The 15,523-nt window shown below is 72.4% G+C and carries 12 protein-coding genes; 9 read left to right on the plus strand and 3 right to left on the minus strand.

The annotated features are described in order from the left end of the window. Positions 1-55: 55 nt before the first annotated feature. On the plus strand, positions 56-2,317 hold the full coding sequence (gene purL / locus FB382_RS00110) for a phosphoribosylformylglycinamidine synthase subunit PurL (RefSeq protein WP_425490034.1): 2,262 nt from the start codon (positions 56-58) through the stop codon (positions 2,315-2,317). A gap of 10 nt (positions 2,318-2,327) precedes the next feature. Here purL and ppk2 read toward each other — a convergent pair whose 3' ends face one another. Further along, a complete protein-coding gene (gene ppk2 / locus FB382_RS00115; RefSeq protein ID WP_182535717.1) occupies positions 2,328-3,125 on the minus strand; it encodes a polyphosphate kinase 2 in 798 nt (265 codons plus the stop codon). A 145-nt stretch (positions 3,126-3,270) separates the two neighbouring features. On the opposite strand from ppk2, the gene FB382_RS00120 reads away from it, so the two are divergent. Beyond that, entirely contained in the window at positions 3,271-4,011 is a 741-nt protein-coding gene (locus FB382_RS00120) for a prolyl oligopeptidase family serine peptidase (RefSeq protein ID WP_220481203.1), read from the plus strand. On the opposite strand, the gene FB382_RS00125 is transcribed toward FB382_RS00120, so the two are convergent. Next, positions 3,995-5,266 (minus strand): MFS transporter, encoded by a 1,272-nt coding sequence (locus FB382_RS00125; RefSeq protein ID WP_182535722.1) that lies wholly within the window; start codon positions 5,264-5,266, stop codon positions 3,995-3,997. The two genes, FB382_RS00120 and FB382_RS00125, sit on opposite strands and share 17 nt — an antisense overlap. Before the next feature lie 69 nt (positions 5,267-5,335). Here FB382_RS00125 and FB382_RS00130 point away from each other — a divergent pair, with 69 nt between their 5' ends. From FB382_RS00130 to FB382_RS00155, 6 genes are all read left to right on the plus strand, one after another. Next, positions 5,336-5,920 carry a winged helix-turn-helix domain-containing protein gene (locus FB382_RS00130; RefSeq protein WP_182535724.1) on the plus strand — a complete coding sequence of 195 codons (585 nt, stop codon included), beginning with the start codon at positions 5,336-5,338 and terminating at the stop codon, positions 5,918-5,920. A gap of 17 nt (positions 5,921-5,937) precedes the next feature. Beyond that, positions 5,938-6,297, plus strand: coding sequence for a sterol carrier family protein (locus tag FB382_RS00135; RefSeq protein WP_125037382.1), 360 nt, complete (start codon positions 5,938-5,940; stop codon positions 6,295-6,297). A 99-nt stretch (positions 6,298-6,396) separates the two neighbouring features. Further along, positions 6,397-7,755 (plus strand): dipeptidase, encoded by a 1,359-nt coding sequence (locus FB382_RS00140; protein WP_182535726.1) that lies wholly within the window; start codon positions 6,397-6,399, stop codon positions 7,753-7,755. 14 nt (positions 7,756-7,769) lie between these two features. Further along, positions 7,770-8,954: an RsbRD N-terminal domain-containing protein gene (locus tag FB382_RS22725; protein ID WP_182535728.1), complete on the plus strand. Its 1,185-nt coding sequence runs from the start codon at positions 7,770-7,772 to the stop codon at positions 8,952-8,954. Between the two features lie 156 nt (positions 8,955-9,110). Further along, the gene (locus FB382_RS00150) at positions 9,111-11,468 is read left to right on the plus strand and encodes a molybdopterin cofactor-binding domain-containing protein (protein WP_182535730.1); all 2,358 of its coding nucleotides are present in this window, start codon (positions 9,111-9,113) and stop codon (positions 11,466-11,468) included. A gap of 10 nt (positions 11,469-11,478) precedes the next feature. Further along, positions 11,479-11,955 (plus strand): (2Fe-2S)-binding protein, encoded by a 477-nt coding sequence (locus FB382_RS00155; RefSeq protein ID WP_182535732.1) that lies wholly within the window; start codon positions 11,479-11,481, stop codon positions 11,953-11,955. 15 nt (positions 11,956-11,970) lie between these two features. Here FB382_RS00155 and FB382_RS00160 read toward each other — a convergent pair whose 3' ends face one another. Then, positions 11,971-13,761 (minus strand): sensor histidine kinase, encoded by a 1,791-nt coding sequence (locus FB382_RS00160; protein WP_182535734.1) that lies wholly within the window; start codon positions 13,759-13,761, stop codon positions 11,971-11,973. Between the two features lie 213 nt (positions 13,762-13,974). Between FB382_RS00160 and purF the strand changes: the two genes are divergently transcribed. Then, entirely contained in the window at positions 13,975-15,519 is a 1,545-nt protein-coding gene (gene purF / locus FB382_RS00165; RefSeq protein WP_182535736.1) for an amidophosphoribosyltransferase, read from the plus strand. Positions 15,520-15,523: the final 4 nt, after the last annotated feature.

Raw genomic sequence — 15,523 nt, forward strand, 5'->3', positions numbered from 1 at the left:
CCGCCGCACCACTCCGGCTCCGCGCCCGCCCGGCGCCGCCGGTAGATTGACGCCCGTGCCAGAGACCCGGATCGCCAATCTCGACACCGTTGCCGTCGCCTCCGAGGATCCCCACCACGCACAGCCGTGGGCGGACCTGGGGCTGAAGGCCGACGAGTACCAGCGGATCCGCGAGATCCTCGGCCGTCGACCCACCTCCTCCGAGCTCGCGATGTACTCCGTGATGTGGAGCGAGCACTGCTCCTACAAGAGCTCGAAGGTGCACCTCAAGCAGTTCTCCGAGATCCCGCAGGAGACACCGGCCGGCAAGATGCTGGCCGGGATCGGCGAGAACGCCGGCGTCATCGACATCGGCCAGGGCTACGCCGTCACGTTCAAGGTCGAGAGCCACAACCACCCGTCGTACGTCGAGCCCCACCAGGGCGCCGCGACCGGCATCGGCGGCATCGTCCGCGACATCCTCGCGATGGGCGCCCGCCCGGTCGCGGTCATGGACCCGCTCCGCTTCGGCCCCCTCGACGCGCCCGACACCCACCGCGTGCTGCCCGGGATCGTGGCCGGCGTCGGCGGCTACGGCAACTGCCTCGGCCTGCCCAACATCGGCGGCGAGGCCGTCTTCGACGAGACCTACCTCGGCAACCCGCTCGTCAACGCGCTCTGCGTCGGCGTGCTCCGCCACGAGGACCTCCACCTCGCCAAGGCGAGCGGCGTCGGCAACCAGGTGATCCTCTACGGCGCCCGCACCGGCGGCGACGGCATCGGCGGCGTGAGCGTGCTCGCGAGCGAGACCTTCGACGCGGACGGCCCCGCCAAGCGGCCCAGCGTGCAGGTCGGCGACCCCTTCATGGAGAAGCTGCTCATCGAGTGCACCCTCGAGATCTTCGCGGCCGGGCTCGTGGCCGGCATCCAGGACCTCGGCGGCGCCGGGCTCTCGTGCGCCACCTCGGAGCTGGCCAGCGCCGGCGACGGCGGCATGCACGTCGAGCTCGACCGGGTGCCGCTGCGCGACTCCACGCTCGCGCCGGAGGAGATCCTGATGAGCGAGTCGCAGGAGCGGATGATGGCGGTCGTCGAGCCCGACGACGTCGCGGCGTTCCTCGCGATCTGCGCCAAGTGGGACGTCGAGGCGGTCGTGGTCGGCGAGGTCACCGACACGGGCCGTCTCCAGATCGACTGGCACGGGGAGCGCGTCGTCGACGTGCCGCCGCGCTCGGTGGCCCACGACGGGCCCACCTACCACCGTCCGTTCGCCCGCCCGGACTGGCAGGACGCCCTTCAGGCCGACAGTGCCGAGGCGCTGCCCCGGCCCACGACCGGCGACGAGCTGCGCGCGACCCTGCTGCGCCTGGTCGCCAGCCCCAACCTGTGCGACAAGTCCTGGATCACCGACCAGTACGACCGCTACGTCCGCGGCAACACCGTGCTTGCCCAGCCCTCCGACAGCGGCATGGTCCGCGTCGACGAGGAGACCAACCTGGGTGTCGCCGTCTCGACCGACTGCAACGGCCGCTTCGCCAAGCTCGACCCGTACGCCGGCGCGCAGCTCGCCCTGGCCGAGTCCTACCGCAACGTCGCCACCGGCGGGGCCACCCCGCTGGCGATCTCGGACTGCCTCAACTTCGGCTCGCCCGAGGACCCCGACGTCATGTGGCAGTTCGCCGAGGCGTGCCGCGGCCTGAAGGACGGCTGCCTCGAGCTCGGCATCCCCGTCACCGGCGGCAACGTCAGCCTCTACAACCAGACCGGCGAGACCGCGATCCTGCCGACCCCGGTGGTCGCCGTGCTCGGCGTCATCGACGACGTCACGCGCCGTACGCCGTCGGCCTGGAGTGCCGCCGGCGAGCAGGTCTTCGTGCTCGGCGAGTCCCGCGAGGAGCTGTCGGGCTCGGAGTGGGCGCACGTCGTCCACGGCCACCTCGGCGGACGCCCGCCGGTGGTGGACCTGGCCGCCGAGAAGGTGCTGGCCGAGCTGCTCCGCGAGGGAGTCGGCCTGCTGACCTCGGCGCACGACCTCTCCGACGGCGGCCTGGGGCAGGCGCTGGTCGAGGCCGCCCTGCGGCACGGCGTCGGCGCGACCGTCACGGTCCCGGGCGACGCGTTCCTCGGGCTCTTCGCCGAGTCCGCCGGCCGTGTGCTGGTGACCGTCGCCCCGGGTGACGAGGACCGGCTCGCCGACCTCGCCGCCCGCCACGGCGTCGCCCTCACCGGTCTCGGTGTCACCGGTGGCGACGCACTCGTGGTCGACGGCCAGTTCGAGGCGCCGCTCGCGGAGCTGCGCGAGGCCTGGACGGCCACCCTGCCGGCCGCGCTGGGCTGAGCAGCCGGGCTCAGCCCTTCAGCGTGGCCGCGTGGTCCGGCACCGCCCGGAAGAGCTCGCGCGGCGGTCGCTCGTAGTCGTGGCCGGGAGGCCGGGGCGGGAGCTCGACCCGTCCCCACGTCGGCGCGACGTAGGGGATCGTCGAGAGCAGGTGGGCGATCATGTTGAGGCGCGCGCGCCGCTTGTCGTCCGCCTCCACGACGTACCACGGCGACTCGTCGAGGTCGGTGTGGACGAACATCTCGTCCTTGGCCCGGGACACGGCCTCCCACTTCTCCCGGATCATCAGGTCGTTGTCGGAGAACTTCCAGCGCCGCAGCGGGTCCGACAGTCGCGCGACCAGCCGGCGTTCCTGCTCCTCGTCGCTGACGGAGAACCAGTACTTGCGCAGCAGGATCCCGTCGTCGATCAGCATCCGCTCGAAGGTCGGGCACTGGCGCAGGAAGAGTCGGTGCTGCTGGGGCGTGCAGTAGCCCATCACCGGCTCGACGACCGCGCGGTTGTACCAGGACCGGTCGAACAGCACGATCTCGCCGGCCGCCGGCAGCTGCTCGACGTACCGCTGGAAGTACCACTGGGTGCGCTCGCGGTCGCTGGGCGTGGGCAGCGCGACCACGCGGACGTGCCGCGGGTTGAGGTACTCGGTGATCCGGGTGATCGTGCCGCCCTTGCCGGCCGCGTCGCGTCCCTCGAAGACCACGACGACCCGCTGCCCGGTGTCGCGCACCCACTCCTGGAGGTCGACCAGGTCCTCCTGGAGCCGCAGCAGCTCCGCCTGGTAGACCTTGCCGCCGATCCTGTCCGTCACGACCGACCTCCCTCGCCTCCTGCTCAGGCTAGCGCCGGACGGCTGCCATCATGGGGCCGTGCAGCCGAGCCGGAGGAGCGTCCTCGTCCTGGCCGGCCTCGGACTCCTCACAGCCTGCGGGGACGGATCGACGAGGGAGACCACGGTGCCCGACAAGACCCACGCCTACGGCGAGGACCCCAGTCAGTTCGGGGAGCTCTACCTCCCAACGGGCGCCGCCAAGGGGGTCGTCGTGGTCATCCACGGCGGCTTCTGGAAGTCGGCCTACGACCTGTCGCTGGGTCGGCCGCTCGCCGGGTCGCTGGCCGCGGACGGCTGGGTCGCGTGGAACCTGGAGTACCGCCGCGTCGGGCCTGCTGGATCTGGGGGAGGCGGCGGCGCCCCGGCCACCCTCGACGACATCGCCGCCGGCATCGACAAGCTGGCCGAGCTCGACGTCGACACCTCCACGGTGCTCGCCCTCGGCCACTCCGCCGGCGGCCACCTCGCCGCCTTCGCCGCGAGCCGCGGCCGCTTCGACCGCTGGGCCGCGCGGGTCCCGCTCACCGGGGTCGTGTCGCAGGCCGGCGTGCTCGACCTGCGCGCGGCGTACGACGACGGGCTGGGCGGCGGGGCCGTCGAGGCGTTCCTCGGCCACCCGCCGGGCCCCGACGACGCGCCCGCCGACCCCATGCAGCAGGTCCCGCTGGACGTCCCGGTCGTCTGCATCCACGGCACCGGCGACGACATCGTGCCGCTCTCGCAGTCCGAGCAGTACGTCGCCCACGCGACGGCCGCCGGCGCCAGCGCCGAGCTGGTGGCGGTCGACGGCGACCACTTCACGCTGATCGACGCCGGCTCCGCCGCGTGGACCCGGACTCTGGCGATCCTCAACGACCTGCGCTGACCACCTCGGCGGGTGCGGCTGCGGCGAGCTCGGCCTGCCAGTGGATCGGGCGCGGCACGTCGCGGACGCTGCGCGCCAGGGTCGGGACGAGGGCGCAGAGCGCGGTCGCGACCGCCATTGCGGCCACGGCAGCAGGACCTCCCAGCGTGCTCAGCAGCACGCCGCCCAGCACCGGTGCGAGCGGCATCACCGACATGGCGAGGAAGCGCGTCGCTGCCCCCATCCGGCCCTGGAGGTGGTCCGGGGTCTGGGCGATCGCGTAGGCGCTGATGCCCGCGTTGCCGGCCGGGTTGAGCAGGAGCCCGACGCCGAGCGCGAACGCGACGACCAGCGGGTTGTTCCAGAAGATGATCGGGATGACCAGGGGCACGAAGCTCCACGCGCCGACCACCGTGAGCCGGCCCGTGGCCATGTGGTCGATGATCGTGGGCGCCGCCACCGCGCCGAGGAGGCCGCCGATGCCGGCGGCGGTCTCGACGAGGCCGATCTCGGCGGGGTGGAAGCCCGCGCGGATCAGCCGGATGATCGCCACGAAGAAGATCCCGTTGACGACCAGGTTCGACAGGGCGGCGTAGACCAGCAGGGCCCGGAAGAACGGCCGGGCCAGGATGAACCGCAGCCCCTCGGCGATGTCCTGGCGCGGGCTCGGTCGCGGCCCCTCGTGGACCGGGGCGGAGAGGTCGGTGCGGATCCGGCCGAGCATCACCCAGGAGATCGCGAAGCTGGCGGCGTCGGCGGCGAAGGGCAGCCAGCGGGTGACGCCGTACAGCAGGCCGCCGATCGGGCCGCCGACCAGCGAGGCGACGTGCTGCCTGGCCTGGTTCTGGCTCAGCGCGGTGGGCAGCTCCTCGGTCGACACCACGGCCCGGACCGCGGAGGTCTCGGCCGGGCCGAAGCACCCGGTCGCGACGCCGGTCAGCAGCGCGACGACGACGAGGTGGGGGATGGTCAGCGCGTGCATGAGTCCGGCGACGACGAGTGAGGCGTAGAGCAGGACCCCGGCCGCGCTCGCCATCCGCATGACCCGCTGTCGGTCGGTGCGGTCGGCGAGGACCCCGGCCGGCAGGAGCGCCGCGCACATGCCGAGCAGGTGCGCCGCCTCCACCAGACCCGCCTGGACGGGCGAGTGGGTGAGCGCGAAGGCCAGCAGCGGGAAGACGAACATGCTGATCCGGCTGCCGAGCTCGGAGACGGTCTGCCCGACCCAGAGGACGGTGAAGTCGTGGTTGCGGGCGAGGGCGCGGTAGCCGGTCATGTCCCGCACCATATATTGCGCACGTAATGTTGCGCAATGGTTCTTGCGAAAGTTGGGTAGGCTTCCTCCATGCCCGCGGACCGCCCCATCCACGACCCCCGGCTGCTGCGCGCGATCGCCCACCCGGTGCGCACCCAGATCCTCGGCGAGATCGCCGCCGGCGGTCCGACCCGCGCGGCCGACCTGGCCCGGGTCCTGGACATCCCGGCCAACCAGGCGAGCTTCCACCTGCGCCAGCTGGCCAAGTACGGCCTGGTCGAGGAGGCGCCCGAGGAGGCGCGCGACAAGCGCGACCGGGTGTGGAAGGCCAGCTCCGAGAGCGGGCTGCGCGCCGACCTGAGCGAGCTGTCGAAGGCGCCCGGCGGCCGGGCGGCGGTCGCGGTGTTCCGCCGCAACACCGCCGACTGGGCCCACCACCTCATCGACCTCGTCCTCTCCGACGGCCCATCTGGGGACAAGGAGGAGGACGCGATCCGCACGATGATGAACCAGACCGTCAAGCTCACGAAGGCCGAGGCGGAGGAGATGGCGACCGAGCTCGCCGACCTCGTCGAGTCGTGGGTGGCGCGGACCCGCGGCCGCGACGACGTCGCCCGTCGCACCTACCTCCTCATGCAGGTGCTCCAGCCCCAGCCCCGGCTCGACGAGGCCTAGGCTCCTAGGCTCGACCCGTGCCCGCCCGACTCCGCCCCGCTGACCCGGCCGCCCTCGCCGAGGCCACCGCCCGGTTCGCCGCGGACGCGGCGGCCCCGGCCGACCTGAAGCTGCTGACCAAGCACTATCTCGCCCTGCTCGAGACGCGCGCGCCCGGCCGGTCCGTCGAGGTCCGCGTCCCGCCGTACGCCGCGGTGCAGGTCGTCGAAGGCGTCCGCCACACCCGCGGCACCCCGCCCGCCGTCGTCGAGATGGACCCCGCGACCTGGGTCGCCCTCGCCACCGGCGCGCTCGCCTGGGCCGAGGCCGAGGAGTCCGCGCTGCTCCGGGCCAGCGGGGAGCGCACCAACCTCGCGCCGTACCTCCCGCTGGGGTAGTCCCCAACGCAGATGTCGTGAAATGCCGTGCTCCGCAGCAACTGCGTTGGGGACTATCCGGATTCACCCCCGGCCCCCGCCACGGATAGGTTGGCGCCCATGAGCAGCGAGATCGACAGCATCAAGGCCCGGGTCGAGGGCGTCCTCCCCGGCATCCGCAAGGACCTCGAGGACCTCGTCCGCATCGAGTCCGTCAGCGCCGACCCCGCCCGCGCGGGCGAGGTCCAGCGCAGTGCCGAGGCCGTCGCCGAGCTGTTCCGGGCCGAGAAGTTCGACTCCGTCGAGATCGTCAGCGCCGAGGGCGGCGCCCCGGCCGTGATCGCCCACAAGGCGGGCCGAGCGGGCGCCCCGACCGTGCTGCTCTACGCCCACCACGACGTCCAGCCCGAGAACGACCACGCCGAGTGGGACTCCCCGCCGTTCGAGCCGACCGAGCGCGGCGACCGCCTCTACGCCCGCGGCGCCGCCGACGACAAGGCCGGCATCGCCGCCCACCTCGGCGCGCTGCGCGTGTACGGCGACGACCTGCCCGTCAACGTCACGATGTTCATCGAGGGCGAGGAGGAGGTCGGCTCCGAGACGCTGCCGGCGCTGCTCAAGGAGCACCAGGACAAGCTCGCCGCCGATGTCATCGTCATCGCCGACTCCGGCAACTGGGACATCGGCGTCCCCGCGCTGACCACCAGCCTCCGCGGCCTGGTCCGCGCCGACGTCACGGTCCGCACCCTGACCCACGCCGTCCACTCCGGCATGTGGGGCGGCCTGGTCCCCGACTCGCTGATGACGCTGAGCCGCCTGATCGCCACCCTGCACGACGACGCCGGCAACGTCGCGGTCAAGGGCCTGCACAGCGGCCCGGCCGCCGACGTGGAGTACCCCGAGGAGCGCCTGCGTGCCGAGTCCGGAGCCAACCCGGGCATCGAGTGGATCGGTGAGGGCCCGATCGTCGAGCGCCTCTGGACCAAGCCGTCGCTCAGCATCACCGGCCTCGACGCCCCCAAGGTCGAGGGCGCCAGCAACACCCTCGTCGCCTCGGCCCGTGCCAAGATCTCGATGCGCATCGCCCCGGGTGACACGACCGCCAACGCCGTCCAGTGCCTCCGGTCCCACCTCGAGGCGCACGTCCCGTGGGGCGCCGAGCTGACCTTCACGGTCGTCGACACCGGTGAGGCGACCCAGATCGAGGCCACCGGACCGGCGTACGACGCCGCCCGCGCCGCGTTCACCACCGCCTGGGACGGCACCGAGCCCGTCGACATGGGCGTCGGCGGCTCGATCCCGTTCATCGCCGAGTTCCTCGAGGCGTTCCCGCAGGCCAGCGTGCTGGTCACCGGCGTCGAGGACCCCGACACCCGCGCCCACGGCGCCAACGAGGGCCTGCACCTCGCGGAGTTCGAGCGGGTCGTGCTGGCCGAGGCGCTGCTCCTGCACAACCTCGGCGCACTCACCGAGCGCTGACGGGTCCGCGACCCGTGCGCGACGCGACCCTCGCCTTCCTGGCGGGGCACCGCGCCGCACGGGTCGACCCGCTCACCGACCGGCTCGTCGACGCGATCGTCGACAGCAACCCCGGCTACCGCGCGACCCGGGTCGTCCCGCTGCCCGACCTGCGGAGCTCCTGCCACGACAACATCGGCCGGGTCCTCGAGCTCCTCGGCGTCGCCGTCCAGGGTGCCGCCGTCCCGGACGAGTCCGAGGCGGCGTACGACGCTGCCCGGGCGACCGGGCGCCGCCGGGCCGAGCAGGGCCTCCCGCTGGACGACGTCCTGCGCTCGTTCCGGATCGGCGGGCGGCTGATCTGGGACGACCTGGTCGAGCAGGCCCGGGCCGCGCTGGACGCCGAGGAGCTGCGGGAGGTCGGCACCCGCCTCTGGGAGGTCGTCGACGAGACGTCGGCCCAGGTCGCGGCGGCCTACCACGCGACCGAGCGGGCGGCGGTGCGCGCCGACGAGCAGCTGCGGGCCGAGCTGTGGGAGGGCGTGCTGAGCGGCCGGGCCAAGGAGCCGGGCTTCGCCCACGAGGCCGCCCGCATCCTCGACGTGCCGGTCGGCGGGAACTACCTCGTCGTGACCGGGGAGGGCCTGGACGTCCCGCGCCTGGAGGAGGCGCTCGCACCGCGGACCACCGCCTGGGTGCGCCGCACCGGCGGCACGGTGGGGCTGGTCGCGCTGGGCTCCGACGACCGGGCCGACCCGGACGGCGCGCTGGCGGCGCTCCGCGGCGCGGTGGCGTGGCCGGTCGGGGTGTCGGTGGTGGTCTCCGGCCTGGCCGGCGTCGACACCGGGGTGCGCCAGGCCTCGTTGGCCGTCCGCACCCTCGACGGGGAGCCGGGCGTGGCCGCCTTCGACGATCGGCTCCCGGAGGCGCTGCTGCTCACCTCGCCGGAGGTCGCCGGCCGGCTGGTCGCCGTCTGGCTGGGCCCGCTGCTGACGCTGCCGGCAGGGGAGCAGGCCTCCCTGCTGGCGACCCTGGACGCCTGGGTCGCGACCGGCGGCTCGACCACCCACACCGCCGCCCGGGTGCACTGCCACCGCAACACGGTGATCAACCGGCTGCGCCGGGTCGCTCGGCTCGTCGGACGGGAATCGTTGGACGGAGTGCCCCCTCTCGAGCTCGGCCTGGCCCTCCGCGCCCTCCGCAGCGGCCTGCACCGCTGACCCGTCGCTGTGCAGTCTGCACAGAGCAGGCGCTCCAATCGTGGGCATCGCGCGCATGGTGCGTCCGCGTGACGGCTGTCACGCTGGACCCAGGGAGGGAGCACGACGCCCGGACCGCCTCGGCGGCCCGCGGCCGACGCTCTGGAGGCACATCGCATGACCGTGGACGCACGCGCCCGCACCGACCAGCCCGACGGCCCCGCCACCGATCTCGAGGAGGATGCCCACCGGATCTCGGTCCGACGACGCAGCTTCCTCGGCTACGTCCTCGGCGGAGCGACCCTCGTGGCCGCCGCCGACCTGGGCCTCGTCGATGCCGCCGCGGCCGCGCCGACCGCGCCCCAGCCGGCCGAGCTCTACGACCTCAACGACATGCTCACCGACTCGTGTCGGCCGACCGCCAACCTGATCACTGTCACCGTCCACGACGACGGGACCGCGTCGTTCGCACTGCCTCGCATGGAGGTCGGCCAGGGGATCACCACCTCGAGCGCGATGCTGATCGCCGAGGAGCTCGAGCTCCCCGTCAGCAAGGTGAAGGTGACACTGGCCCCGGCGCGACCCGAGCTGCAGTTCAACCAGCTGACCGGCGGCTCCAACACCACGATCTCGACGTACACCCCGATCCGGGTGGCCGCCGCCGTCGCCAAGGGCGCCCTGATGGACGCAGCGGCCATCGTGCTCGGCGACACCGTGGCCAACCTCCACGCCCGCAACGGCGTCGTGCACGCCCCTGACGGCTCGAGCGTCACCTACGCCGAGCTGGCGTCGAAGGCCGCGAGCCCGACCACCAGGGCGGTCGGGGTCCAGCTCAAGGACACCTCGGAGTTCCGGGTGATCGGCGTCGGCCAGGGCCGCGTCGACGCGCTGGACGCGGTCACCGGGCGCAAGGAGTTCACCACCGACAAGCAGGTGAAGGGCGCGCTGCCGACCATGGTCTGCCGCGCCCCCACGCTCAACGGCACGCCGAAGCGGCTGACCAACAAGGCCGAGATCGCGCGGATGCCGGGCGTCCGCGACCTCGCGAAGGTCGACACCGGCATCGCGGTGCGTGCCGACACGTTCGGCCAGTGCATCGACGCGATCCGCGCGATGAAGGTCGAGTGGAACGACGGCCCGGTCGCCGGCGAGTCCGACGAGGACATCGTCCACGAGCTCAAGGCGGCCGAGCTCGCGCTGCCGGCGCCGCCCGACAACCCGCTGGCCGAGACCCTCGAGGCCGACTTCCTCTTCTACTTCCGCAGCAACTCCGCGATGGACACCAACTCGGCCATCGCCGACGTCCGCGCCGACCGCGCGACGATCTGGGCCGGGCTGAAGTCCCCGATCACCGCCCAGCAGCGGATCGCCGAGGCGCTGGGCATGACCCAGGACCAGGTCACGGTCAACGTCGTCACCGCCGGTGGATCGTTCGGTCGTCGGCTCTTCTTCGACGGTGCCCTCGAGGCGGCGAAGATCTCCCAGGCGATGGGCAAGCCGGTCAAGCTCATGTGGCACCGCGCCGACGACGCCCGGGTGGGCCGCGGGCACCCGATGTCGACCAACAGGGTGCGGATCACCCACGCCGGTGACGAGGTGCTGGCCTTCCAGCAGACCCACACGAGCGTCGAGACGGACTACCGCCACGGCCTCGGCGAGATCATCAGCGCCATGGCCGCGGACCTCCCGGCGGGCTACGGCAACCTCGGGTACGCCGAGACGATCTTCTCGCTGACCCAGGAGGTGCCCTACGACTTCGGGGTGGTCTCCCAGACGCTGACCGAGACCGACGACCGCTTCAACACCGGCAGCATGCGCAACATCTACTCACCCGACGTGCGCTGCGCCAGCGAGCTCGTGGTCGACCAGCTGGCGAAGAAGCTCAAGAAGGACCCCTACGAGTTCCGCCGCAGCCACCTGCGCAACGACCGGGTGGCCGCCGTGCTCGACAAGGTCGCCAAGGTCGGCGACTGGGGCAGGTCGATGCCGGCCGGCACCGCCCAGGGCATCGCGATCCACAAGGAGTACAAGGGCGCCAGCGCCTGCCTGGTCGAGATCGACTGCCGGCCCGCGACGGTCGACCGGGACGTCCCGGACGCCACGACCGGTCCGCGCGTCACCCGGGTCGTGTTCGCCATCGATGCCGGCCTGGTCATCAACCCGCGCGGCATGGAGGCCCAGATGCAGGGCGGCATCAACGACGGCATCGCGCTGGCGCTGACCTCGAGCCTGCACCTGCGCGACGGCCACTTCCTCGAGGCCAGCTGGGACAACTACTTCTACACGCGCCAGTGGAACACCCCGCCGGAGGTGAAGGTCATCCTGATGCCGTCCGACTCCGGCCAGCCCGGAGGCGCCGGCGAGGCGGGGGTCGCGGCCTCGTTCGCGGCGGTCGCGTGCGCCTTCGCACGGGCGACCGGCGAGCTGCCGACGTACTTCCCGATCAACCACCGCGACCCGTTGCGGTTCCGGCCCAAGCCGGTCGTCCCGCCCATCCCGCAGTCGCCGACCAACGGCCTGAAGAAGACCTACTGAGGAGCGCGCGATGCCGACCCAGACCTTTGTCCTCAACGGCAAGTCCATCACCGTCGACGTCCATGACGACGTGCGCGTCCTGTGGGTGCTCCGCGACCTGCTCGGAGTCACCGGGCCCAAGTACGGCTGCGGCATCAACGTCTGCAAGGCCTGCACCTCGCACATCAACGGCAAGGCGTTCAACCCGTGCTCGGTGCGCGTGGGCGACCTCAGCAGCGACGACGAGGTGACCACGATCGAGGGCCTGCCGGACACCGTTGGGCGCGACCTGCACCCGATGCAGCAGGCGTGGCTGGACCGCGACGTGGCCCAGTGCGGCTACTGCCAGCCGGGCCAGATCATGGCCGCGGTGGCCCTCGTGCGGAAGACCCGGCGGGAGGGGCGCTCGATCACCGAGGCCGACCTCGACGGGATCCGCAACATCTGCCGCTGCGGCACCTACACGCGCATCCGGGAAGCGATCAAGCAGGGCGAGCAGCACATGTGAGGCGTGCGCCGCGGGTCAGGCGGCCGGCAGGTAGATGCGGAACGTGCTGCCCTTGCCCAGGGCCGACTCGACCTCGATGCGGCCGTGGTGGCGGCCCACGATCCGGCTGACGATGGCCAGGCCCAGGCCGGTGCCGGGCTGGGCGATCGCCTCCGGGTTGGTCGAGCGATAGAACTCGGTGAAGAGCTGCTCCTGGTCGGCGGTGGAGATGCCGATGCCCTCGTCGCTGCACTCCAGGACGACCTGGTCGCCGACGTGGGCGAGCGAGACGGTGACCGAGCGGCCCTCGGGGGTGTACTTGACCGCGTTGCTGACCAGGTTGGCGCAGACCCGGTCGAGCTCGTCGGCGTCGCCGAGCGCCAGCACCGGCGCGTCGGGCGCCTCGATCCGGACCGTCAGGTGCTTGCGGTCGGCCGCGACCGAGGAGAGGTCGACCACGTCGTCCAGGACACGGTGCAGGTCGACCGGGGCCGGGATGATCGTGTTGGTGGGGTCGCCGACCTTGGAGAGCAGCAGCAGGTCGTCGATGACGCGGGCCAGGCGCCGGGCTCCCCGGTCCATCGCCGCGAGCGAGCTGCGGGTCGTGCCGTTCAGGTCGGGCGACGCCTCGAGCATCTCGAGGTGGCCGATGATCGCGGTGAGCGGGTTCTTCAGCTCGTGCGAGACCGTCGCGATCAGCTCGCTCTTGTAGCTGTCGAGCGCCTGGAGCTCCTCCACGAGCTGGTGCTCGCGCTCGAAGGCGCGCGCGTTGAGGATCGCGCGGCCCAGGTCGTGGCCGATGTCGAGCGCCGTGGCCCCCTCCATGTGGGTCCAGTCCGGCGCCCCCGGCTCCCGGGTGAGCACGAGGTTGCCCAGGCACTCGGGCCCGGCACCCAGAGGGGCGAAGAGCAGCGACCCGATGCCGATGGCGGCCAGGAACTCCAGGATCCGCTCGCCCTGGCCGGCGGTGATCGAGGGTCCGAAGGGGTGGTCCGGGGAGACGACCTCGGTCCGCTGCAGCTCCCACGCCCGGTGGGCGGCGTTGTCGGCGATGCTGACCAGCTCCTCGGGGAGCTGGATGGTGGTGCCGTTGGCGGAGTAGATCGCGCCGGTGCCGAGGCCGTCCTCGTCGAAGGTCTGGATCCACATGCCGCGCGCCTGGAAGCCCTCGACGAGCGCCGCCTGGCTGTCGGCCAGGATCCGGCTCATGCTCAGCTGGGCGCTGGCGTTGCGGACGATGTGGCGGGCGGCGTCGGCGAGCCGGACCTGGTGGGCCAGGGCCTCCCGCTCCAGCGCGGTGAGGACGGCGCGGCCGGCCTGCTCGGCGTACTTCTGCAGGACGCGGCGCTGCTCGGCGCCCGGTCGCCGGCCGTCGAGGGGCAGGTCCATCGCGAGCGTGCCGCGCATCGCTCCGGACTCGTCGAGGAGGGGCGCGACCAGGAGGTCCATGGGGTGCCAGGCGTCGGGGTCGTCGATGGGCTCGACGTCGGGGACCCAGCCCCAGGCGTCGCCCTCGGGGCCGAGGTCGAGGCGCTCGTGGGGGACGAAGCGCAGCAGGCCCCACTCGTCGGCCTTCTCGATCTCGGCGAGCAGCTTGTCGACGGGGGTGCGGCGCCCCTGGAGCTCGCGACGGGCGTCGTCGGACCCGGCGACGGCCATCACCTCGAGGCGGCCGTCGTCGCGGACGACGCTGATGGCGGCGATCCCGAAGCCGGCCAGCTGGGTGACGCCCTCGGCGATGGTCTGGAGTGCATCCCGCGAAGGCGCCTCGGACAGCTCGGCCGCGTCAGCGGCATCCAGCTGGTGCTCGGTGATGTCCCCGGTCATCGTCCCTCGCGTCTTCATGGGTGGTTGCCGAGCCATGTTACGTGCGTCACCGTTCTCGGTCTTTACTTTCAAGGAATACGCAAGATTCCGGTGTTCGAACGCGCCGGCACCGTGGTTTCCGGTAGTCGAACACTGTCCGGGTGCCGTCGACCGAGCGGGCGGCGGCGGGTCCGGCGAATGGGACGCGTCTGTCCCGCCCCCTACACTCGGACCGTGCCCCACCCCAGCACCAGCCGCAAGGGCGGCGACGGCCGGTTGACCCTGGCCCTCGACCCGCAGGACCAGGGACCTCAGGACGCCTGCGGCGTCTTCGGGGTGTGGGCCCCGGGCGAGGACGTCGCCAAGCTGACGTACTTCGGGCTCTACGCCCTCCAGCACCGCGGCCAGGAGTCGGCCGGCATCGCGGTGAGCAACGGCCGCCAGATCCTGGTCTACAAGGACATGGGCTTGGTCTCGCAGGTGTTCGACGAGACCACGCTGGCCTCGCTGCACGGCCACCTTGCGATCGGCCACGCCCGCTACTCGACCACGGGCGCGAGCACCTGGCAGAACGCCCAGCCCACCTTCCGGCCCACCGCCGACGGGTCGATCGCGCTGGGCCACAACGGCAACCTGATCAACACCCACGAGCTGCGCGACATGGTCGCCGCGCTGCCGGGTCCCGCCGACGAGCTCGAGCTGCACGCCAAGAACCACGAGGCGTCGACCAACGACACCGGTCTGGTGACCGCGCTGCTCGCCCACCACCCCGACACCTCGCTGGAGCAGCGGGCCCTCGAGGTGCTGCCGTCGCTCCGCGGCGCCTTCTCGTTCGTCTGGATGAACGAGAACACCCTGTACGCCGCGCGCGACCCGCAGGGCATCCGCCCGCTCGTCCTGGGCCGGCTGGACCGCGGCTGGGTCGTGGCGTCCGAGGACGCGGCCCTGGCCACCATCGGCGCGAGCGTCGTCCGCGAGGTCGAGCCCGGCGAGATGATCGTCATCGACGAGAACGGCCTGCGCTCCCACACCTTCGCCGAGCCGGCCCCCAAGGGCTGCGTGTTCGAGTACGTCTACCTCGCCCGGCCGGACGCCACCATCAGCGGTCGCAGCGTCCACGAGTCCCGGGTCGAGATGGGCCGCCAGCTGGCCCGCGAGTTCCCCGTCGAGGCCGACCTGGTCATCCCGGTCCCCGAGTCCGGGACCCCGGCCGCCGCCGGCTACGCCGAGGAGAGCGGGATCCCCTTCGGCCAGGGCTTCGTCAAGAACGCCTACGTCGGCCGCACCTTCATCCAGCCCAGCCAGACGCTGCGTCAGCTCGGCATCCGGCTCAAGCTCAACGCCCTCGAGCACATGATCCGCGGCAAGCGGATCGTGGTGGTCGACGACTCGATCGTGCGCGGCAACACCCAGCGCGCCCAGGTCCGGATGCTCCGCGAGGCGGGCGCCCTCGAGGTGCACGTCCGGATCTCCAGCCCGCCGGTCAAGTGGCCGTGCTTCTACGGCATCGACTTCGCCACCCGCGCCGAGCTGATCGCCAACGGCCTCACCCCGGAGGAGATCGCCGCCAGCGTCGGCGCCGACACCCTGGGCTACATCTCGCTCGACGGCATGATCGACGCGACGAAGCAGCCGTCCGACCGGCTCTGCAAGGCCTGCTTCACCGGGGAGTACCCCATCGAGCTCCCCGACGAGAGCATGCTCGGCAAGCACCTCCTCGAGTCGACGCTGAGCGCCCCGACGCTGGGCAAGTCGCTCCCCGTCCTGAACAACCCCTGATCCC

It is taken from the genome of Nocardioides ginsengisegetis (assembly GCF_014138045.1).
GTDB lineage: Bacteria > Actinomycetota > Actinomycetes > Propionibacteriales > Nocardioidaceae > Nocardioides > Nocardioides ginsengisegetis.

Bases quoted from the DNA above. Each gene is read 5' to 3' on its own strand.
- FB382_RS00140 (WP_182535726.1), top strand. From the start codon at position 6,397: ATGAGCAGCGAGATCGACAGCATCAAGGCCCGGGTCGAGGGCGTCCTC.
- FB382_RS00130 (WP_182535724.1), top strand. From the start codon at position 5,336: ATGCCCGCGGACCGCCCCATCCACGACCCCCGGCTGCTGCGCGCGATC.
- FB382_RS00150 (WP_182535730.1), top strand. From the start codon at position 9,111: ATGACCGTGGACGCACGCGCCCGCACCGACCAGCCCGACGGCCCCGCC.
- FB382_RS00125 (WP_182535722.1), bottom strand. From the start codon at position 5,266: ATGACCGGCTACCGCGCCCTCGCCCGCAACCACGACTTCACCGTCCTC.
- FB382_RS00155 (WP_182535732.1), top strand. From the start codon at position 11,479: ATGCCGACCCAGACCTTTGTCCTCAACGGCAAGTCCATCACCGTCGAC.
- FB382_RS00160 (WP_182535734.1), bottom strand. From the start codon at position 13,761: ATGACCGGGGACATCACCGAGCACCAGCTGGATGCCGCTGACGCGGCC.